General features: G+C 70.3%; 19 protein-coding genes. 14 read left to right on the top strand and 5 right to left on the bottom strand.

Features of this window, described 5'->3' with window-relative positions; translation table 11 throughout:
• Genes GGQ83_RS03140 through GGQ83_RS03155 form a run of 4 tightly spaced genes read left to right on the top strand, consistent with a single transcriptional unit; the run spans window position 1 to window position 3,566 of the window.
• Window positions 1–1,041, top strand: coding sequence for an ABC transporter permease (locus tag GGQ83_RS03140; RefSeq protein WP_184382129.1), 1,041 nt, complete (start codon window positions 1–3; stop codon window positions 1,039–1,041).
• A complete protein-coding gene (locus tag GGQ83_RS03145) occupies window positions 1,038–1,964 on the top strand; it encodes an ABC transporter permease (protein WP_184382130.1) in 927 nt (308 codons plus the stop codon). Before GGQ83_RS03140 ends, GGQ83_RS03145 begins: the two co-directional genes overlap by 4 nt.
• Window positions 1,961–2,788: an ABC transporter ATP-binding protein gene (locus GGQ83_RS03150; protein ID WP_184382131.1), complete on the top strand. Its 828-nt coding sequence runs from the start codon at window positions 1,961–1,963 to the stop codon at window positions 2,786–2,788. The genes GGQ83_RS03145 and GGQ83_RS03150 overlap by 4 nt, the downstream gene beginning before the upstream one ends.
• A 4-nt stretch (window positions 2,789–2,792) precedes the next feature.
• Entirely contained in the window at window positions 2,793–3,566 is a 774-nt protein-coding gene (locus tag GGQ83_RS03155; protein ID WP_184382132.1) for an ABC transporter ATP-binding protein, read from the top strand.
• 37 nt (window positions 3,567–3,603) lie between these two features.
• Here the strand turns inward: GGQ83_RS03155 and GGQ83_RS03160 are convergent, their stop codons facing one another.
• On the bottom strand, window positions 3,604–4,539 hold the full coding sequence (locus GGQ83_RS03160; protein WP_184382133.1) for a glucokinase: 936 nt from the start codon (window positions 4,537–4,539) through the stop codon (window positions 3,604–3,606).
• 165 nt (window positions 4,540–4,704) lie between these two features.
• Here GGQ83_RS03160 and GGQ83_RS03165 point away from each other — a divergent pair, with 165 nt between their 5' ends.
• A complete protein-coding gene (locus GGQ83_RS03165; RefSeq protein ID WP_184382134.1) occupies window positions 4,705–6,732 on the top strand; it encodes a PhoX family protein in 2,028 nt (675 codons plus the stop codon).
• Between the two features lie 46 nt (window positions 6,733–6,778).
• Here the strand turns inward: GGQ83_RS03165 and GGQ83_RS03170 are convergent, their stop codons facing one another.
• From GGQ83_RS03170 to GGQ83_RS03180, 3 genes are all read right to left on the bottom strand, one after another.
• Window positions 6,779–7,738: a Bug family tripartite tricarboxylate transporter substrate binding protein gene (locus GGQ83_RS03170; RefSeq protein WP_184382135.1), complete on the bottom strand. Its 960-nt coding sequence runs from the start codon at window positions 7,736–7,738 to the stop codon at window positions 6,779–6,781.
• A 91-nt stretch (window positions 7,739–7,829) separates the two neighbouring features.
• On the bottom strand, window positions 7,830–8,780 hold the full coding sequence (locus GGQ83_RS03175) for an acetamidase/formamidase family protein (protein WP_184382136.1): 951 nt from the start codon (window positions 8,778–8,780) through the stop codon (window positions 7,830–7,832).
• A 75-nt stretch (window positions 8,781–8,855) separates the two neighbouring features.
• Window positions 8,856–9,866, bottom strand: coding sequence for an MBL fold metallo-hydrolase (locus tag GGQ83_RS03180; RefSeq protein WP_184382137.1), 1,011 nt, complete (start codon window positions 9,864–9,866; stop codon window positions 8,856–8,858).
• A gap of 102 nt (window positions 9,867–9,968) precedes the next feature.
• On the opposite strand from GGQ83_RS03180, the gene GGQ83_RS03185 reads away from it, so the two are divergent.
• Together GGQ83_RS03185 and hrpB are read left to right on the top strand one after the other, a co-directional pair.
• The gene (locus GGQ83_RS03185; RefSeq protein ID WP_184382138.1) at window positions 9,969–10,982 is read left to right on the top strand and encodes a zinc-binding alcohol dehydrogenase family protein; all 1,014 of its coding nucleotides are present in this window, start codon (window positions 9,969–9,971) and stop codon (window positions 10,980–10,982) included.
• Complete coding sequence (gene hrpB / locus GGQ83_RS03190; protein ID WP_375781501.1) at window positions 10,979–13,396, top strand: ATP-dependent helicase HrpB; 2,418 nt, start codon at window positions 10,979–10,981, stop codon at window positions 13,394–13,396. Before GGQ83_RS03185 ends, hrpB begins: the two co-directional genes overlap by 4 nt.
• A gap of 68 nt (window positions 13,397–13,464) precedes the next feature.
• Here the strand turns inward: hrpB and GGQ83_RS03195 are convergent, their stop codons facing one another.
• Entirely contained in the window at window positions 13,465–14,478 is a 1,014-nt protein-coding gene (locus GGQ83_RS03195) for a TerC family protein (protein ID WP_184382139.1), read from the bottom strand.
• 339 nt (window positions 14,479–14,817) lie between these two features.
• Between GGQ83_RS03195 and GGQ83_RS03200 the strand changes: the two genes are divergently transcribed.
• From GGQ83_RS03200 to GGQ83_RS03230, 7 genes are all read left to right on the top strand, one after another.
• Window positions 14,818–15,093, top strand: coding sequence for a twin-arginine translocase TatA/TatE family subunit (locus tag GGQ83_RS03200; protein WP_184382140.1), 276 nt, complete (start codon window positions 14,818–14,820; stop codon window positions 15,091–15,093).
• Window positions 15,094–15,133: 40 nt separating this feature from the next.
• The gene (locus GGQ83_RS03205) at window positions 15,134–15,748 is read left to right on the top strand and encodes a methylthioribulose 1-phosphate dehydratase (RefSeq protein WP_184382141.1); all 615 of its coding nucleotides are present in this window, start codon (window positions 15,134–15,136) and stop codon (window positions 15,746–15,748) included.
• A 25-nt stretch (window positions 15,749–15,773) separates the two neighbouring features.
• Window positions 15,774–16,313: a 1,2-dihydroxy-3-keto-5-methylthiopentene dioxygenase gene (locus tag GGQ83_RS03210; RefSeq protein WP_184382142.1), complete on the top strand. Its 540-nt coding sequence runs from the start codon at window positions 15,774–15,776 to the stop codon at window positions 16,311–16,313.
• Window positions 16,313–17,002 (top strand): acireductone synthase, encoded by a 690-nt coding sequence (gene mtnC, locus GGQ83_RS03215; RefSeq protein WP_184382143.1) that lies wholly within the window; start codon window positions 16,313–16,315, stop codon window positions 17,000–17,002. The genes GGQ83_RS03210 and mtnC overlap by 1 nt, the downstream gene beginning before the upstream one ends.
• A 54-nt stretch (window positions 17,003–17,056) precedes the next feature.
• Window positions 17,057–18,031, top strand: a complete 975-nt coding sequence (locus GGQ83_RS03220; RefSeq protein ID WP_184382144.1) for a magnesium transporter CorA family protein — start codon at window positions 17,057–17,059, stop codon at window positions 18,029–18,031.
• A 139-nt stretch (window positions 18,032–18,170) separates the two neighbouring features.
• Entirely contained in the window at window positions 18,171–20,447 is a 2,277-nt protein-coding gene (gene mbhE / locus GGQ83_RS03225) for a hydrogen gas-evolving membrane-bound hydrogenase subunit E (RefSeq protein ID WP_184382145.1), read from the top strand.
• Window positions 20,448–20,450: 3 nt separating this feature from the next.
• Window positions 20,451–20,849 (top strand): MnhB domain-containing protein, encoded by a 399-nt coding sequence (locus GGQ83_RS03230; RefSeq protein ID WP_242534845.1) that lies wholly within the window; start codon window positions 20,451–20,453, stop codon window positions 20,847–20,849.
• Window positions 20,850–20,851 lie beyond the last annotated feature (2 nt).

Here is a 20,851-nt window from a genome sequence, read left to right on the forward strand (position 1 = left end):
ATGAGTGCCTCCATGGGCGGGGCCGGCGCGCTGCGAGGCGCCCGCCGGGGGGGCGAATTCGTCCTCCAGGTGGCGCTGACGCTGCTGGGCCTGCTGGCCGTCACCTTCTTCATCGGCCGGGTCGTGCCCATTGATCCGGTGCTGGCCGTGGTGGGGGACCAGGCACCGCGCGACGTCTATGAGGCGGTGCGCGCGGAGCTGGGCCTCGACCAGCCGCTGTGGATGCAATTCTGGCTCTACGTCCAGAAGATGGCGGTGGGGGATTTCGGCACCTCGCTGGTGACCAACCGGCCGGTGCTGGACGACATCGCCCGCGTGTTCCCGGCCACGCTGGAGCTGGCCACCATCGCCACCATCATCGGCGTGGTGCTGGGCGTGCCCATGGGCATCGCGGGCGCGGTGTACCAGGACCGCTGGCCGGACCAGCTGGTGCGCGTGATCGGCCTGGTGGGCTATTCCGTGCCCATCTTCTGGCTGGGCATCATGGGGCTGCTGGTGTTCTACGGCATCCTGGGCTGGGTCGCGGGGCCGGGGCGGCTTGGTGTGTTCTTCGAGGACATCGTGACGCCCATCACGGGCGTGATCCTGATTGACGCGGCCATCGCGGGCGAGTGGGAGGTGTTCTGGAACGCCGTCAGCCATGTGGTGCTGCCGGCGGCGGTGCTGGGCTATTTCTCCATCGCCTATATCGCGCGCATGACGCGGTCCTTCATGCTGGACCAGCTCAGCCAGGAATATGTCATCACGGCGCGGGCCAAGGGGCTGTCCGAGGCGCGCATCATCTGGGTGCACGCGCTGAAGAACATCTCAGTCCAGCTCATCACCGTGATCGCGCTGTCCTATGCGCGGCTGCTGGAAGGCGCGGTGCTGACCGAGACGGTCTTCGCCTGGCCGGGCCTCGGCCGCTACCTCACCACCGCGCTGCTGGCGGCCGACATGAACGCGGTGCTGGGCGGCACGCTGGTGGTGGGCGCCGTCTTCGTGGGACTGAACCTGCTGTCCGATGCGCTCTACAAACTCATGGACCCGAGGGCCCGATGAATAATCCGCGCACCTCCGGCGCGACGAGCAACTGGCGCGCGCAACTTCTCACCGACACCCCCGCCTCGCGCAATCAGGCGCGGCTGGGGCAGTTCTATCGCGGCTGGCTGCAGTTCAAGCGGAACAAGCTGGCGGTGCTTGGCCTGTTGATCGTGCTGCTGCTGATCGTCGTGGCCGCCTTCGCGCCCTGGATCGCGACGCATGACCCCTACGCCCAGGACCTGTCGCGGCGCCTGCTGCCGCCGGGCACGCCGGGCAACTGGCTCGGCACCGACGAGTTCGGGCGCGACACCTTCTCGCGCCTGGTCTATGGCGCGCGCATCACGCTGATGATCGTGGTGCTGGTGGCGGCCATCGCGGCCCCCATCGGCCTGCTGGTGGGCACGGCGGCCGGTTATCTCGGCGGCTGGGTGGATGCGGTGCTGATGCGCCTCACCGACGTGTTCCTGGCCTTCCCCAGCCTGATCCTGGCGCTGGCCTTCGTGGCCGCGCTCGGGCCGGGCATCGAGAACGCCATCATCGCCATCGCGCTGACCGCCTGGCCGCCCTATGCGCGCATCGCCCGTGCCGAGACCATCACCATCCGCAACAGCGACTACATCGCCGTGGCGCGGATGCAGGGGGCGCGGACGGCGCGCATTCTCTGGGCCTACATCATGCCGCTCTGCATCGCCTCGCTGGTGGTGCGGGTCACGCTGGACATGGCGGGGATCATCCTGACCGCGGCCGGCCTGGGCTTCCTGGGTCTCGGCGCGCAGCCGCCCATGGCGGAGTGGGGCGCGATGATCTCGGCCGGGCGGCGCTATGTGCTGGACCAGTGGTGGGTCGCCACCATCCCCGGCATCGCCATCATCGTGGTCAGCCTCGCCTTCAACCTGCTGGGCGACGGGCTGCGCGACGTTCTGGACCCGCGCAAGTCATGAGCACGCCGCTGCTGGAGGTCGAGGATCTCCGCGTCACCTTCCCCACGCCGACCGGGCCGTTCCGGGCGGTGCGGGGCGTGTCCTTCAGCCTGGGGCGGGAACGGCTGGGCATCGTGGGCGAAAGCGGCTCCGGCAAGTCGGTCACCGGCCGTTCGATCCTGCGCCTGCTGCCGCCGCACGCGCGGGTGGAGGCCAAACGCCTCAGCTTCGACGGCCGCGACCTGCTGACCGCCAGCCCGCGCGAGATGCGGGCCCTGCGCGGCAGCCGCATCTCGCTGGTCATGCAGGACCCGAAATACTCGCTGAACCCCGTGATGCGCGTGGGCGAGCAGATCGCCGAGGCGGTGCGCGACAAGGGCGCCGGCGCCCGCCGCCGCGCGATGGAGATGCTGGAGGCCGTCCGCATCCGCGACCCGGAGCGCGTCTTCAACCTCTACCCGCACGAGGTCTCGGGCGGCATGGGCCAGCGCATCATGATCGCGATGATGCTGGCGCCGGAACCTGACTTGCTGATCGCGGACGAACCCACCTCCGCCCTCGACGTCACGGTGCAGATGCAGGTGCTGGCCATCCTGGACGACCTGGTGGCCAAGCGCGGCATGGGGCTGATCTTCATCAGCCACGACCTCGACCTCGTCTCCTCCTTCTGCGACCGCGTGCTGGTGATGTATGGCGGCCGGGTGATGGAGGAACGCCACGCGCGCGACCTGCGCCAGGCCACCCACCCCTACACCCAGGGCCTGCTGGACAGCCTGCCCCGCATTGATGACGACCGCGCCGAGCTGCCCACGCTCAAGCGCGACCCCGCCTGGCTGAAGGACTGACCGCATGATCCAGGTGCGGAACCTCAACGTGACCTTCGGGCAGGGTGCGCAGGCGGTGCGGGCGGTGCGCGACGTGAACTTCTCCGTGGCCGAGGGCGAGAGCTTCGGCCTGGTGGGCGAAAGCGGCTCCGGCAAGTCCACCGCGCTGCGCGTGCTGGCGGGGCTGAACCCGCACTGGACGGGCGACGCCGCGGTGGCCGGCGTGTCCGTGGGCCAGCGCGACGACCGCCTGCCGCGCCTGGTGCAGATGGTGTTCCAGGACCCCTATTCCTCGCTGCACCCCCGCCACACCGTGGACCGCGCGCTGAGCGAGCCGCTGGAAATCCAGGGCATCGGGGATGTGGGGCCGCGTGTGGAGCGCGCGCTGTCGGATGTGGGCCTCGGCCCCGCCTTCCGCTTCCGCTACCCCAACCAGCTCTCGGGTGGCCAGCGGCAGCGCGTGGCCATTGCACGCGCCTTGATGCTGGAGCCCAAGGTGCTGCTGCTGGATGAGCCGACCTCCGCGCTCGATGTCTCGGTGCAGGCGGAAATCCTGAACCTGCTGCGGCGCCTGCGCCGGGCCCATAACCTGACCATGCTGCTGGTCTCCCACAACCTCGCGGTCATCGCGCATATGTGCGACCGGCTGGCGGTGATGAACCGCGGCGCCATCGTGGAAGAGATGGACGTGGCTACCCTGCGCCGCCAGGAACCGCGCGAGGCCTATACGCGCCAGCTCCTGCTCGCGAGCCGTGGCTATGACCGCGAGGTGGCGGCGAACATCGTCACCTACGACTGAGGGCGCGCCTTGTCGGCGCTCGGTCCTGTGGGCTGCTTTACGGCTGGCGCGCCACGTACCGCGCCAGCCCCATCAGCGCGGGCTGGTCATGGATGATGACATGCACCGGGATGCGGGAGAGATAGGCCTGCATCTTGGGCTTGTCGCGGAAGCGGTTCAGGAAGGCCTCCACCGGCAGCAGGTCGAACAGCTTCTGCGCCGCACCGCCGGCGAGATAGACGCCGCCGCGCGCGCCCAGCAGCAGTGCCGCATCGCCGCAGAAGCCACCCAGCGCGCGCCAGAACATCCCCACCGCTTCCTGCGCCAGGATGTCGCCGCCGCGGGCGGCGTCGGCGATGGTGGCGGCGTTCTTCGGGCTGCGCGTGCCGCCGCGCATCGCGGCCAGCGCGGCATAGAGGCGGGGCAGGCCGCTGCCGGAGAGCAGATCCTCGTTCGAGACCGGCCCATGGGTGCCGCGCAAATGGGCCAGCAGCGCATCCTCCACAGCATCGCCGGGGGCGAAGGCGCTGTGCCCCGCCTCGGTGGCCAGCGCCTGGCCGGCGGCCATCGCCGCCATGCCCAGCCCCGTGCCCGGGGCCACCACCAGCAGCGGCGCGCCGGACACGGCCTCGCCCGCATGGAGGGTGCGAAGGTCATCCGCCACGAGGGCAGGCAGGGACCAGGCGGTGGCTTCCAGGTCGTTCAGGAATTCCACCTGGCCGATGCCGAGTTCCTCGCGCAGTGCCTCGCGGTCGAGCACCCAGGGCGCGTTGGTCAGGCGGATGGGCCCGGCTTCGATGGGTGCCGCCAGCGCGCAGACCAGCCGCGCGAGCGGGCCATCATGCCCGAGGCGTTGCAGCGCCTGGCGGATGGCCGGGGCGGGGCCGTCATGTTCCTTCACGCGCAGGGCCATGATGCGGCCATGCCGGCCGTCCTCGGCCAGGGCGAAGCGGGCATTTGTGCCCCCCAGATCGGCGATGAGGGTATGGGTCATGCCGCCACCCTGCCCCAGGGCGCGCCGTGACCCAAGCCATCCCCTTCCGCAAACACATCATCACGCATTCGTCACGGATCCCGCAGCCCAACCGTCACGGTGGGCATGGATCAACGGCGCGAGGCGGGGCGCGTTGCCGCCGCCAGGCCAGGACGAGGCATCCCGATGATCCACTCCCAGCACGACGCCCTTGTTGACATCGAAGCGGGTGACGAGCCGCTGTCCAACCGCTCCGCCAACCCCTTCTTCGCTGACATCGCGGCGCAGCGCGTGTCGCGCCGCGGCTGGATGGCGGGCGGCATGGCCGCCTTCATGACGGGTTTCCTGCCCGCCGGCTCGGCCGAGGCCTCAGCCACCGCCACCGGCCCGCAGCCCAGCATCGGCTTCCAACCCGTGCCCGTCGCGGTGCAGGACCGCATCACCCTTCCGCCTGGCTATTCCGTGCAGGTGCTGATCCCGCAGGGCACGATGCTGGATGGCAGCACCGGCCGACCCCTGGTCGAAATGTCGGGTGAGGAACAGGGCCGCGCCATCGGCGCGCACCATGACGGCATGCACTTCTTCCCCATCGAGGGCCGGGCGCCGGACCAGGGCAGCAGCACCGAAGGCCTGCTCGTGCTGAACCACGAGTATGTGGAGCCGCGGTTCATGCATGCCCGCGCCGCCGGCCTTAGCCTCGGCGCAGGCCGCATGCCGCTGGAGGATGGCGCCCGCAACCCCGACGAGGCGTTGAAGGAGATCAACGCCCATGGCGTCTCGGTCGTGCGTATCGCACGCGGCGCCGATGGTGCCTGGAACGTGGTGGCCGACTCGCGCAACCGCCGCGTCACCGCCGGCACGCCCATGGAGATCGCGGGCCCGGCGCGCGGCCACGCGTTGATGCGCACCAAGTACAGCCCGGACGGCACCCGCACCCGCGGCACCCTCAACAACTGCGCGCATGGCGTGACGCCCTGGAACACCTACCTTACCTGCGAGGAGAACTGGGCGGGCTATTTCGTGAACCGCGTCCAGGCGGAACAACGCCCGCGTGAGCAGGCGCGCTATGGCGTGCCGGTCCAGCAATCCCGCTACAACTGGGACCAGGCGCGTGGCGGGGCGGATGAATTCGTGCGCTTCAACGCCACCATCCAGGGCGCCGACGCCACCGCCGATTACCGCAACGAGCCCAACGGCTTCGGCTGGGTGGTGGAGATCAACCCCTTCGACCCCGCCAGCACGCCGGTGAAGCGCACCGCGCTCGGCCGCTTCGCGCATGAGGGCGTGGTGTTCGGCCCGGTGGCCGAGGGCCGGCCGGTGGTGGCCTATTCGGGCGACGACAGCACCTTCGAGTACATCTACAAATTCGTGAGCCGCGCGCCGTTCCAGGCCGCCAGCGCGAGTGGCGCGCTGCTCGACGAGGGCACCCTCTACGCCGCGAAGTTCAACGCGGACGGCACCGGCGAATGGCTGCCGCTGGTGCATGGCCAGGGCCCGCTGACCGCCGCCAACGGCTTCGCCGACCAGGGCGAGGTGCTGGTGAACACGCGCCTGGCCGCCGACACGGTGGGCGCCACCAAGATGGACCGCCCGGAATGGGGCGCGGTGGACCCGGTGGATGGCCGCGTCTACTTCACCCTGACCAACAACAGCCGCCGCACCGAGGCGCAGGTGGACGCCGCCAACCCGCGCTCGCGCAACGCCTTCGGCCAGATCGTGCGCTGGCGCGAGGAGGGCGACGACCATGCCGCCACCCGCTTCGCCTGGGACCTCTTCGTGATCGCGGGGCCCGAGGACAACAGCCGCGTGGCCGGCGACGCGGCGCTGACCGCCGACAACACCTTCGCCTGCCCGGACGGGCTGTGGTTCGACGCGGACCGTCGCCTCTGGATCCAGACCGATATCGGCGAGAACGAACAGCTGCGGGGCGCGCTGGCGCCCTTCGGCAACAACGCCATGCTCTGCGCCAACCCCGTGACGGGCGAAATCCGCCGTTTCCTCACCGGGCCTGTCGGCCAGGAGATCACGGGCGTCGTCACCACGCCGGACCGCCGCACCATGTTCGTGAACGTGCAGCACCCCGGCGCCACCACCACGGCGGCGGACTTCGCCGCGGGCCGCGTGAACAGCGCCTGGCCCGATGGCGAGGGGCGGCTGCCCCGCTCGGCCACCATCGTCATCACCAAGAACGATGGCGGCGTGATCGGGACCTGACCCCGCGAAGGTGCCGGCGCCCTGGGCGGGCGCCGGCCGTCTCGCCTCAGCCCGCGGTCAGGTTCGCGGTGCGGACGATCTGGGCATAGGTGGCCGTGTCGCTGCGGATGCGGTCCCGAAGCGCGTCCGGCCCCTGCGCCAGCACGTCGATGCCGATGGCACCCAGCCGCGCCTGCGTCTCCTGCCGCCGGATGGAGGTGAGGAAGGCGTTGGACAGCGCCTCGCGCACCGCCGGCGCCGCGCCCTTGGGCATCACCACGCCATACCAGGTGTCGGAGAGAAGCTGCGGGAAGCCCAGCTCCGCGCAGGTGGGCACCTCGGGCAGCATGGCGTGGCGCGTGGCATTGACGATGCCCAGCGCGACCAGGCGGCCGTCGCGCAGCCCGGGCAGCACGTCCGGCAGGTTGCCGATGGAGTAGTCCACCCGCCCCGCCAGCAGATCCACCAGCATGGGCGCCACGCCGCGATAGGGCACGTGCTCGGCGTTCAGCCCGGCCAGGATCTTCAGGTGCTCCAGCCCCATGTGCTGGCTGGTGCCCTGGCCATTGGTGCCGAAGCTGAGGCCACGGCCCGGCGCCCGCGCCTTCGCCAGGAAGCCCGCGAAATCCGACGCGACGGAGGGGTGACAGACCAGGACATGCGGCGTGTAGACCAGCAGGGCCAGCGGGTCGAAATCCGCCTCGGCGTCATAGGGGCGCGGCTGGTGCAGCGTCTGGTTCACGGTGAAGCTGTTGGCGACCATCAGCACCGTCTGCCCATCGGCGGGCATGGCCTTCACGGCCTGCACGGCGACCAGCGTGCCCGCGCCGGGGCGGTTTTCCACCACGACATTCTGGCCGAGCAGGGAGGCCGCGCCCTCCGCCACCGCGCGCCCGACCGTGTCGAAGCTGGAGCCGGGCGGGAAGGGAACGACGTAGCGGACGGGCGAGGCGGTGCGCCACCCGCCCTGCGCCAGGGCGGGGGTGGCAATCAGGCCGGGCAGGGCCAGCAGGGAACGACGGCGCATGAAACCTCCAGATGAAACAGGAACCTGACCCGCAAGTGCGGGTCATGCTGCAATGCAGCAAATCCTGTGCCAGCCGGGGGCGGTCAGCGCCTCAGAACAGCAAGCCCTTCTTCAGCAGGCCATGAACCCCCTTCTCGCCGTTCACGGTCTGCGTCACGTGGAAATCCACCGCCAGCGAGCAGAACTGGTAGGCATCGGCCGCGCTGAGGTTGGTGCGGCTGGTGATGAAGCCGATCATCTCGCGCAGCGCGCGCTTCATCGCTTCGTCCAGATCCTCGTGCATGCCCATGGAGATGAAGTGGGTGGCGGTCTCGGCGCGGGGGTATTTGAGGTCCATGCCCTTTTCGACCGTCAGGCGGAAATGCCCTGTCAGGCACATTTCCAGGGCGTTGATGCACACCTCGCCATCACCCTGCACGCCATGGCCATCGCCCGCGCTGAACAGCGCGCCGGGGGCATGGACGGGCAGGAAGAGCGTGGCCCCCTCGCCGATCTCCTTGTTGTCGAGGTTGCCGCCATGGGCCCGCGGCTCCTTGGTGGAGATGGCGCCCCATTCGGCCGGGGGGGCCACGCCCATCACGCCGAAGAAGGGCGAGAGCGGCAAGGTGACTCCGGGGCCCACCGGCACATGGCCCGTGCGCTTCTCGCGGTCCACCGGGATGTGCAGCATGCGCTTGTAGGGGAAGTCCTCGGGCAGGGTGCCGCCCAGGGGGCGGAAGCCGCAGAAGCCCCAGTCGCAGCCCAGCTCGATCTTCTCGATGTCCACGCGCAGCACGTCGCCCGGCATGGCGCCCTTCACGGCCACCGGCCCGGTCAGGATGTGCGGCCCGAGGCGGGGCGGGTTGCTGGCATGGATCGCGGCCAGGTGCGCCGGCACCTTCAGGCCCGAGGCCGGGTCCGGCATCACCTCCGGCCCGCCGGAGACGCATTCGAGGATGACGAGATCCCCGCTCTCCACCTCGACCAGCGGCTTGTAGCTGGCGTCGAAGGTGCCCCAGCGGATGGTCTCGGGCGTGGCGGACAGGCGATGGGTGGCGGGCATGCGCGGCTCTCCAGGGTTCCACCACCCTGTTGCCGAGACGCGCGCGCGGGGTCAATCCGCGCGCGCATCGGGGGTTCAGGTGAACTGCGCCGGGCGGGGCACGTAGAGATAGCCCTCGCCATCCCGGATGATGCGGCCGAAGCCGGGCCAGGGCACATGCACGCCGCCCATCAGGATGCCCTCACTCGCCAGCATGTCGAGCGTGCGGACGCGGCTTTCCACCCCCGCATCGGCGTCCACGTCCACGCCCACGCGCCAGCGCGGCCGCGCGAGCTGGATGACCATCTGGTGGGCGATGTCGCCCCAGATCAGCATGGTCTGGTTTTGCGAGGTCAGGCGAAAGCTGACATGGCCGGGCGTATGGCCGGGTGCGGGCTCCATGAACACGCCGGGGATGACTTCGAGGCCCGCGCGCATCTCGACCGTGCGGATGCGGTTCGGATAGGGCGCGATGGCGCGGCGTGCGGCCTGGATGAAGCGCTGCCCCTGGGGCACGCGGCTTTCCATGCCGGGGTCGGTCCAGAACTGGTGGTCCACCTGCGTGACGACGATCTCGGCATTGGGGAAGTTGCGCGTGGTGCCGTCATAGCTGAGGCCCAGCGCATGCTCCGGGTGGATGTGCGTCAGCAGCACCGTGTCCACCTGCTCCGGGCTGTAGCCGGCGGCGCGCAGCGCATCGAGCGTCTGGCCCGTGGTGGGGATGAAGCTGGAATGCCCGCCGCAATCCACCAGCGCCAGGTTGCGGCCGGTGTTGAGCAGATAGGCGCCGACCGGCTGGTGCAGCCCGCCCGTCTCGCTGCGGAAGGCGCGTTCGCGCAGCGGGGCGATCTGCTCGGGCGTGCTGTCGGGGAAGAAGCGCTGGATGCCGTCGGGCTGGCCCTGCATGGCGCCGTCCAGCAGCGTGGTTACCTCCACATCGCCCACCTTCATGCGGTGGAAGCGGGGCGGCATGGGCCCTTGCTGGGGCGGCACGCTGCGGGCCGGCTGGGCCTGCTGTGCGGCGGCGGGGGTCGCGGTGGCGGTGGCCAGGCCGGCCGCGCCGAACAGCGCGGCGCGGCGGGCGAAGGAAAGCAGTTTCAGGTCCATGGGGCCGTCTCCCGTTTCGTCTCGCGGGGGAATAGGGTGGGGGTCGGAACATGTCAGCCAGTTCATGATCTTCGACACAAAACGTTACAAGGGAAGCGCCCGATGAAGGCCATCGCCTACACCCACTGCCTGCCCGTGACTGACGCCAACTCCTTGCAGGAGATGGACTTGCCGGACCCCGCGGCGCCCACCGGCCGGGATGTGCTGGTCGAGGTGCATGCTGTGTCGGTCAATCCGGTGGATGCGAAGCAGCGCGCCAAGTCCGACCCCAAGGGGACCCCGCGCATCCTGGGCTTCGATGGCGCGGGCGTGGTGCGCGCCGTGGGCCCTGACGCCGTGCTGTTCCAGCCAGGTGACCAGGTCTTCTGGGCCGGCGCCATCAACCGCCCAGGCAGCAACGCCGAGCTTCAGCTGGTGGATGAGCGCGTGGTGGGCCGCATGCCGTCCAGCCTGACTTTCGCGGAGGCTGCCGCCATGCCGCTGACCACCCTCACCGCCTGGGAGGGGCTCTTCGACCGGTTGCGCATCGCGCGCGACCCCGCGCCGACGGGCGAGGCGGTGCTGATCGTGGGCGGGGCGGGGGGCGTCGGTTCCATCGCCATCCAGCTCGCGCGGAAGCTTTCGGGCATGACGGTCATCACCACGGCCTCGCGCCCCGAGACGCGGGACTGGTGCATGGACCTCGGCGCGCACCACGTCATTGATCACCGCGAGGACATGGCGGCGCAGGTGAAGGCGCTGAAGCTGCGCGTGTCGCGCATCTTCTCCACCACCAACACGGCCGCGAACTGGCCCGTGCTCTGCGCGCTGCTGGCGCCGCAGGGGATGATCTGCGCCATCGACGAGGGCAGCGCGCTGGACATGAGCCTGCTGCGCGCCAAATCCGCCGGGTTCCATTGGGAGGGGATGTTCGCGCGCAGCCTGTTCCAGACGCCGGACATGGAGGCCCAGCACCGCCTGCTGACCGAGGCGGCGGCCCTGCTGGATGCCGGCACGCTGCGGACCACGCTGACGCGCCATCTCGGCCCCATCACCGCGGAAAACCTCCGCGCCGGGCATGCGCTGGTGGAGGGCGGCACGATGATCGGCAAGGCGGTCGCGGAAGGCTGGGTGTGACCCTTCCCGTCGAGGAGGCGCTGCCCGCCCTGCGCCAGGCGCTGCGCGAGGGGTCGAGCGCGGTGCTGGTCGCGCCCCCCGGCGCGGGCAAGACCACACTGGTGCCCCTGGTGCTGCGCGAGGAACCCTGGGCGCAGGGCAGCAAGATCCTGGTGCTGGAACCCCGCCGCGTCGCCGCCCGCGCCGCCGCCCGCCGCATGTCGGAGATGCTGGGCGAAAGCCTGGGCCAGACCGTGGGCATCACCACGCGCCTGGACCGCGCGACCTCATCCGCCACGCGGGTCGAGGTGGTGACGGAAGGCCTGCTGGTGCGGCGCCTGCAATCCGACCCGGGGCTGGAGGGCGTGGCCGCCGTCATCTTCGACGAGGCGCATGAGCGGCATCTGGACACCGATCTCGGCCTCGCGCTGTGCCTCGACATCCAGCGCGGGCTGCGGCCGGAATTGCGGTTGTTAGCGATGTCCGCGACGCTGGACGCGCAGGGTTTCGCGGGCCTGCTGGGCGGCCCGCTGGTGGAAAGCGCCGGCCGCGCCTTCCCGGTGCGGGTGGAACACCACCGCCGCGACCTGACCGACCCGCGCGACCTGCCCGAGGCCATGGCGCAATCCATCCGCGCAGCCATGGCGCGCGAGCCGGGCGATGTGCTGGCCTTCCTGCCCGGCTGGGGCGAAATCCGCCGCACGGCCGAACGGCTTTCGGGCCTGGACGCCGATGTGCTGCCGCTGCACGGCGAACTCCCGCCCGCCGAACAGGACCGCGCTCTGACGCCGGGGCCACGTCGGCGGGTGGTGCTGGCCACTTCCATTGCGGAAACCTCGCTGACCGTGCCGGGCGTGCGGATCGTGGTGGATGGCGGCTTCCGCCGCACGCCGCGGCTGGATGGCGCGACGGGGCTGACGCGCCTGGTCACCGCGCGCATCAGCCGTGCTGCCGCTGAGCAGCGCGCCGGCCGCGCGGGCCGCACCGAGCCGGGGGTGGCCATCCGCCTGTGGAGCGAGGCGCTGCATCGCGGCCTGCCCTTGCAGGACCGGCCTGAGATCCTGGAGGCGGAGCTTTCCTCCCTGGTCCTGGATTGCGCCGCCTGGGGCGTGGCGCCGCGCGACCTGCCCTTCCTCGACGCCCCGCCCGAGGGCCAGGTGGCCGCCGCCCGCGCCCTGCTGACCAGCCTGGACGCGCTGGATGGCGAGGGGCGCATCACGGTGACGGGCAAGCGCATGGCCCGCATGGGCACGCATCCGCGCCTCGCCCGCATGATGTGCGCCGTGGCCGATGAGGGGGAGGCCGCCTTGGCCGCCGACCTGGCCGCGCTGCTGGAGGAACGCGACCCGCTGCGGGGCCGGGAGCCACCGGCCGACATCACCCTGCGCGTGGACGCCCTGCACGGCCATGGGCGAGAGGAGGCGGACGGCATCGCCTTGCGCAACATCCGTCGCACCGCCGCCCTGCACCGGCGGCGCCTGGGCGTCCATGGCAACACACCGCCCGAGGGCGATGCCGGCGCGCTGCTGGCCGCCGGCTTCCCCGACCGGATCGCGCTGAAGCGCGGCACCATGGATGGCGCCTTCCGCATGGCCTCAGGGCAGGGGGCGCGCTTGTCTGTGGCGGACCCGCTGGCCAAGCAGACCCTGCTGGCCGTGGCGGATTTGGAACTGAAAGGCACCGAGGCGCGCATCCGCATGGCGGCGCCCGTCAGCCGCGCCGTGCTGGAGGCGCGCTTCCCCGACCGCTTCCGCACGGTGGAAGGCGCCAGCTTCGACGCGCGCGCCGGCGCCGTGCTGGCCCGCAAGCGGTTGATGTTCGGCCCGCTGGTGCTGGAGGAATCGCCCCTGCCCGGCGCGGACCCTTCCGTGATCGCGGAGGCCCTGGCGGTCGCGGCGGCGGAACGCGCCTTCCGCGACCTGGACTGGGGCGAATCGGGCCGGCAGTTGCGCGCGCGGATCGCGCGGATGCACGCGCTGGAAGGCGCGCCCTGGCCCGATGTGTCGGAGGCCGCGCTGGTGGCCACCGCGCGGGACTGGCTGGCGCCATATTGCGCGGGCATGTCGAAGCTGAGCGAGTTGAAGGGGGTGGATGTGGCACAGGCGCTGCTGCCCGGTGACTTGCGCCGAAAGCTGGACGCCGCCTTGCCTGCGCGCCTCTCGCTGCCGAACGGGCGGAGTGCGGCGGTGGACTACACCGCCGAGACGCCCACCCTGGAAGCCCGCGCCCAGCACCTGTTCGGCCTGCGCGACATGCCGCAGCTGGCGGGGGGCCGGGTGAAGCTGCAGGTGGCGCTGCTCTCCCCCGCCGGGCGGCCCGTGGCCATCACGGCCGATCTGGCGGGGTTCTGGGCCTCGGGCTGGGCCGATGTCCGCAAGGACATGCGCGGCCGCTACCCGAAGCATGACTGGCCGGAGAACCCGGCTACAGCGTGATCAAACTTGGTTGATCACGCTTTCGGACGTGCTGGGCGGCCGCTCGGAGCCTGGCCCGTGAAGGCCGTTCAGCTGGGCTGGGTCTTTTCCTCGCGCGTTTCGCCACGGGTCTTCCACAGCGAGAACAGCACGCCGCCCAGGATCAGCGCCAGCGTGACGCCGAGCGAGATGGCCGGGTCCATCTTGCCCACCAGGCTGTTCCAGAAAATCTTGAGCCCGATGAAGACCAGCACCATCGCCAGCGCATACTTCAGGTATTCGAAGCGGTGGACCATGGCGGCCAGGGCGAAATACAGCGCGCGCAGGCCCAGGATGGCCATGATGTTCGCCGTGTAGACGATGAAGGTGTCGGTCGTGATGGCGAAGATGGCCGGCACGCTGTCCACCGCGAAGATCAGGTCGGCGATGTTGATGACCACCAGCGCGACAAAGAGCGGCGTGGCGGCGCGCACCAGCTTGCCCGTCTTCTCGTCCACCTCGCGCACGAAGAACTTCTGGCCGTGCAGTTCCTTCGTCACGCGCATGCGCTTGTTCAGGAAGCGCACCACCGGGTTCTTGGACACGTCGGGGTCGGATTCCGGCACCACCAGCATCTTGACGCCGGTCGCGATGAGGAAGGCGCCGAAGAAATACAGCACCCAGCCATAGTTCTGCACCAGGGCGGCACCCACCGCGATCATTAGCCCGCGCAGTACGATGACGGCCAGGATGCCCCAGACCAGCGCGCGGTACTGATATTTCCGGGGAATGGCGAAGTAGCCGAAGATCAGGCTGATCACGAAGACATTGTCGATGGACAAGGCCTTCTCGATGAAGAAGCCCGTGAAATAGGCCATGCCGGCATGACTGCCGTCGCTGGTGGTGATGACGCCGGCCTCATAGGCCCACCAGATGCCGCCGCCATAAAGAATAGCGAAGCCAATGTAGAAGACGGAGAGCAGCAGGCTCTGCTGGATCCCCATCTCCTTGTTCTCACGGTTGAGGACGCCGAGGTCGAAGGCGAGCAGGGCGAGGACGATGGCGACAAAGCCCGTCCACATCCACACAGGCTTCCCCAGCCATTCGAGGGCAATGAATTCCATGAACTTGGACCCCTGGCGTGACCCCGGCATGCGGGGCCGCGACGATGTTGGTGGAATGATCCGACATCACGGAGGGTGGCTGGCTGGGCAGGGCCCTGGACAACCACCGGCCGCCAGAGGGGCCCGGATCGCGGCGAGACATGCCGCAGCCGCGATCGTTTTGCAAGCACGATGTTGCGCCTCGTCCATGTGGATGGGCCCCCTGGATCGGTTCTGGGCATTGCCTCGGGGGGGCGGCCTCCCCACATCGTGATGGATCGGCGAACCGGTGTTTGCGCTCAAGCCGCGCGCGGACTAGGTTCCGCCCCACAGAGTTCCGATAGGGATCGAGGCGCGACGATGGGTACCTTCAGCATCTGGCATTGGGTGGTTGTTCTTCTGGTCGTCCTGCTGCTGTTCGGCAGCGGCAAGATCAGCGGCCTGATGGGCGACCTCGCCACCGGCATCAAGTCGTTCAAGAAGAACATCAAGGACGACGACAAGCCCGCGGACGCCGCCATGACGGCCGACAGCGCGCCGCCGGCGGCGCCGCAGGGCAATATCCCGGGCCCGCAGCCCGCGGCGGCGACCCACACCGAGGCGCAGCAGCCCGCCGGCGGCCGCCCCGCCGCCTGATGCGCCGCGCGCCGGCAAGCCCGGCGCGCCCTTCGCCCCGATGAGCCCCCTTCCTGCCGAGGCGGTGGAAACGATCCGCGCCGCCGGACGTCGCCTGGACCAACGCGGCTGGGTGCCGGCCACGGCCGGCAACATCTCGCTGCGCCTGGCGGATGGGCGCATCGCCATCACTCGTTCGGGTTTTCACAAAGGCTTCATCCCGGAGGACGGGGCGATGGCGGTGGACCTGCATGGGCGGCCCGAGGCGTCCAATTTGCGCCCATCGGCCGAGACGGGGCTGCATTGCGGCATCTACCGTCGCTTCCCCGCCGCCCGCGCCGCGCTGCATGGCCATTCGGTGCCGGCCACGGTCCTGTCGCGCCGCGGCGGCGACCACCTGGAGCTGTCCGGCTACGAGCTGCTGAAGGCCTTCCCGGGCCTTCCCACGCATGAGGCCAGCATCCGCCTGCCCATCCTCGACAACGACCAGGACATCGCGCGCCTCCAGGCCCGCGTGGAGCAGGTCTGGGATGCAGCGCCCGATGTTCCTCCGGGCTACATCCTGCGCGGCCATGGCGTATATGTGTGGGGCGAGGACATGCCCGGCGCCCTGATGCGCCTGGAAGCCCTGGAATTCATGCTGGCCTGCGAGCTGGAAGCCGCGCGCCTGCCCTGACCACCCTGCAAGGGAGTGACCCGCCATGAGCCGCCTCACCATCTGGGACGCCGCCACCAAGGCCGAGCTCCAGCGCACCGAGAACCCGGACGAGATCGCCGCCGCCCTGCGCGAGGTCGGCGTGCGCTTCGAGCGCTGGCCGGTGGCGGACCTGCCGCCCAAGGCCCCGGCCGACGCCGTGCTGGCCGCCTACAAGCCCCGCCTGGATGCCTTCCTGGCTGAGACCGCCGCCGGCACCGCCGACGTCATCCAGCTCACGCCCGAGCACCCTATGAAGGACGCCCTGCGGGACAAGTTCCTGAAGGAGCACATCCACACCGAGGACGAGGTGCGCTTCTTCCACGAGGGCGCCGGCAATTTCGTGCTGCACATCAATGGCCGCGTCTATGACGCCCATTGCACCCAGGGCGACCTGATCAGCGTGCCGGCCAACACCCAGCACTGGTTCGACAGCGGCGACGCGCCGGACTTCACCGTGCTGCGCGTCTTCACCGACACGAGCGGCTGGACCCCCCACTACACCGGGACGGACATGGCGGAGCGCTTTCCCGTCCAGGTGGGCTGATGCCGCCCACCCACATCCTGACGGATATCGAGGGCACCACCACCGCCATCGCCTTCGTCCACCGCAGCCTGTTCCCCTATGCGGCCGAGGCGCTGGAAGACTTCCTCGCCCGCCACGCCGCGCGCGCGGACGTGGCCGCCACCCTTCGCGACGTGCCGGGCGAGGACAAGCTCGCCACGCTGCGCGGCTGGATGGCGGAGGATGCCAAGGTCACGCCGCTCAAGGCGCTGCAAGGGCTGATCTGGCGCCAGGGCTATGCCGAGGGCGCGTTGCGCGGGCATCTCTGGCCTGATGTGGCGCCGGCGCTGCGGGAATGGCAGGCCTCCGGCCTCCGGCTGGCCGTGTATTCCTCCGGCAGCGAGGAGGCGCAGCGCCTCCTGTTCCGCCATTCCGAGGCCGGCGACCTGGAGGGCCTCTTCGAAGGCTTCTTCGACACCCGCATGGGCGCCAAGCGCGAGGCTGCCAGCTATGCGCGCATCGCCGGCGCCTGGCGCGCGTCGCCGGGCGCCATCCTGTTCCTCTCCGACGTGGCCGAGGAGCTGGACGCGGCGCGGGAGGCGGGACTGTCCACCTGCCAGCTCGTCCGCCCCGAGGATGGCACGCGCCCTTCCGGCCGGCACCCCGAGGCCGCGGATTTCATCGGCGTGACACCTTGCCTCCAGCGCTCCGAGGGCGTTGCCCACGGCTGATTTCTTCTCTACCGGCGGCTTCGGCCCCGCACCCTGCCTCAAGGAATCCGGTGGATGCTGACAACCTTTGCCGTGCGTGACGGGTCCCTGCTGCGTGGGGAGAAGGCGGCACCCCTGAGCGGGGCCGTCTGGATCGACCTGCTGGACCCCACGCCCGAGGAGGAGCGGCTGGTCGAGGCGGCGGTCGGCTTCGAACTTCCCTCGCGCGAGGAGATGCAGGAAATCGAAAGCTCCTCGCGCATGTATCGCGAGGGCGATGTGCTGTTTCTCACCGCCAACTTCCTGCATGGCGTGGAGGGCAGCGACTATGAGTCCACCCCCATCTCCTTCGTGCTGGCCCCCTCCGTGCTGGTCACGGTGCGGCATGCCACGCCCAAGGCCTTCTCCGTCTTCACCGCCCGTTGCCAGAAGACGCCGGAGGCGCTGCTGGGCAGCCCCGACGCGGTGCTGCTGCACCTGTTCGGCCAGATCGTGGACCGGCTGGCGGATATCCTGGAGCGGATCGGCCTCGACATCGACCGCGCCAACCAGGATGCCTTCCGCGCCGCCCGCAGCGCCAAGAAGGTGACGCAGAAGGACCAGGACCTGCGCTCGGTCCTGCTGACGCTGGGCCTGGTGGGCGACCTCACGGCCCGGACCACGGACACGCTGCTTGGCCTCACGCGCATCCTCACCTTCATGACCGCGGAGAAATCGGCGGTGCGCAAGGAGAACCAGCACCTCATCAAGACGCTGGTGCGCGACGTGCGAAGCCTGGTCGAGCACGGCAATTCCATGAACCACAAGGCGACCTTCCTGCTCGACGCCGTGCTGGGCATCATCAACGTCGAGCAGATGAACATCATCAAGACCTTCACCGTGGTGAGCGTGGCGCTGATGCCGCCCACCCTCATCGCCAGCATCTACGGCATGAACTTCCAGCACATGCCGGAGCTGGAATGGCCCATCGGCTACCCCCTGGCATTGCTGGCCATGGTGCTGAGCGCGCTGGGGCCCGTGCTCTACTTCAAGCGCAAGGGCTGGCTGTAGCCGGCGCGGCGTCCGGTTTTCCGGACGCCGCGTTCGGCTTTGCGAACAGGCGCTGACGTCAACCGGGCCGCCGCGCCGCGCCTTTCCGCGCTTTCCGCCGGGGCATGCGGTTGGCACGGCTGTTGCAGCATTCGCCACCGTGAACTGGATCCTCGCCCTCATCCCCTGCCTGGCGTTGCTGGCCGTTCCGGCGGTAGCGCTCGGCCTGCGCGCGCGACCCGCGCTCGCCCCCGCGCTGGCGCTGCTGCCGGCGACGCTCTTCGGCCTCATCCTGCTGCTGCCGCTGGGCGCCACCTTCCGCCTGGACTGGATGCCGGCCTTCGGCATCGGCTTCGGCTTCCGCCTGGATGGGCTTTCGCAGCTGATGGCGCTGCTCATCACCGGCATCGGCGCCGGCATCTTCCTGTTCTCGGGCAGCTACATGACCAGCTACCCGAAGCAGCACCGCTTCATGGCGGTGCTGACGCTGTTCATGGCGGCGATGCTGGGCGCGGTGCTGGCCGATGACCTGATCGTGCTGTTCATCTTCTGGGAGCTGACCAGCCTCGCCTCCTTCATGCTGATCGGCTTCGAGGCCCACAAGCCCGCCGCCCGTCGCGCCGCCCAGCAGGGCTTGCTGGTGACGGTCTCGGGCGGGCTCGCGATGCTGGCCGGCATCCTGCTGCTGGGCAGCGCGGCCGGCACCTTCACCATCTCCGAAATCCTGGCGAACCGCGCGGTGCTGGCCACGCACGCCTTCACGCCCTGGATCATCGTGCTGGTGGCGATGGGCTGCTTCGCGAAGTCGGCGCAGTGGCCGCTGCACATGTGGCTGCCCAACGCGATGGCGGCACCCACCCCCGTCTCGGCCTACCTGCATTCCGCCACGATGGTGAAGCTCGGCGTCTATCTGCTGGCGCGGCTGAACCCCGCCTTCCAGGAATGGGCGCTGTGGCAGGGGCTGCTGACCGGCGCGGGCACGCTGACCATGCTGACCGGCGCCGTGCTGGCCCTGCGCGAGCGCGACCTGAAGCGCAAGCTCGCCTGGTCCACCGTGGTGGCGCTGGGCACGCTGGTGACGCTGATCGGGCTGGAGGAACCGCTGGCGGCCACCGCGGCCGTGGTGTTCCTGCTGGTGCACGCGCTCTACAAGGCGAGCCTGTTCCTCGTGGCCGGCATCCTCGACAAGAAGGCCGGCACGCGCGACGCGCTGATGCTGCGCGGCCTCGGCCGGCACATGCCGCTCACCGCCATCGCGGCACTTCTGGCCGCGCTCTCCATGGCCGGCGCGCCGGGCTTCATCGGCTACATGGCCAAGGACCTGCTGTTCACCGTGCAGCTCGGCGTGCCGGGCCTGCTGCCCCTGGTGGCGCTGCTGGTCAACGCGGCCATGGTGGTGGTGGCCGGCGTGGTCGCGGTGCGCCCCTTCTTCGGCAAGCCCATGGAAATGGAGCGCCAGGCCAAGGACCCCGGCTTCACCATGCTGGCCGCGCCGCTGACCCTGGCCATCCTGGGTCTCGTCTTCGGCCTGGCGCCGGCCCTGATCTCGGTGAACCTGGTCGAGCCCGCGGCCGCCGCCATCCTGGGCGAGCCCACCGGCGTCGCGCTCGGCGACAAGCAGGCGACCGAGATCGTCTACTACCTCTCGCTCGTGGTGCTGGGGCTGGGCGTCATCGCCTTCCTCGCCTGGACGCGGTTGCAGCCGCGCCTGGCCGCGCAGACCTGGCTCGACGACTACGGGCCGGATGCCGCCTATGGGCGCATCCTGCGCGGCGTGTCCGTGATCTCCGGCGCGGTGACGCGCCGCGTGCAGACCGGCAGCCTGCGCTTCTACATCGGCGCCAGCGTGGTGCTGATGTTCGGCGGCACGCTGGTGCTGCTGGTGGCGGGCGGTGGCCTCGGCCTGCCCTCGGCCGACCCGTTGCCGCTGCCGCACCAGGCGGTGCTGGTGGGCCTCGTCATCGCGGGGGCGGTGGCCGCCTGCCGGCTGCAGATGCTGTTCGCGCAGGTGATGGCGGCGGCGGTGGTGGGCTTCGGCGTCGGCATCCTGTTCCTGACGCTGGGCGCGGCGGACCTCGCCTTCACCCAGTTCACCGTCGAGACCATCGCCATCGTGCTGCTGGTGGCCATCCTCGCGCGCCTTCCCTTCCGCGAGCTGGACGCGCGCCGGCGGGAGGAGCACCGCCGCGACGGCGCCATCGCCATCGGCGCGGGCGTGGTGGGTTTCCTCACGCTGCTGGCCGTGCTGTCGGTGCCCTTCGACACGCAGATGCCCGACTGGATGGGCGCCGCCGCCTGGCCCGAGGCCAAGGGCCGCAACGTCGTCAACGTCATCCTGGTGGATTTCCGCGCGCTGGACACGCTGGGCGAGATCGCGGTGCTGCTGATCGCGGCGCTGGCGGCCACGGTGCTGCTGCGCCGCGCGCGGGGGAAGTGAGCCATGAAGACCAGCTTCATCATGAACGCATCGGCCCGCTATGTGCTGTGGGCCTGTGTCCTCCTCTCCCTCTTCGTGCTGCTGCGCGGCCACAATGAGCCGGGCGGCGGCTTCATCGGCGGGCTGATCGGTGCGCTGGGCTTCGTCTTCCACGCGCTGGCGCGCGGGGCGGGGGCCACGCGCGCGGTGCTGCGGCTGCAGCCGCTGACCTGGGCGGGCATCGGCCTGCTGTTCGGCATCCTGGCCGGCCTGCCGGCGCTGCTGTTGTTCGGGGAGCCCTTCCTCACGCAGCAATGGCTGGGCGCCACCCCCATCGGCACCACCGTGCTGTTCGACCTGGGCGTCTATCTCGTCGTGCTGGGCTTCGCGCTCGCCTTCGTGCTGCCCTTCATGGAGGCCTGAGC

This window comes from Roseococcus suduntuyensis, from assembly GCF_014196305.1.
Lineage (GTDB): Bacteria > Pseudomonadota > Alphaproteobacteria > Acetobacterales > Acetobacteraceae > Roseococcus > Roseococcus suduntuyensis.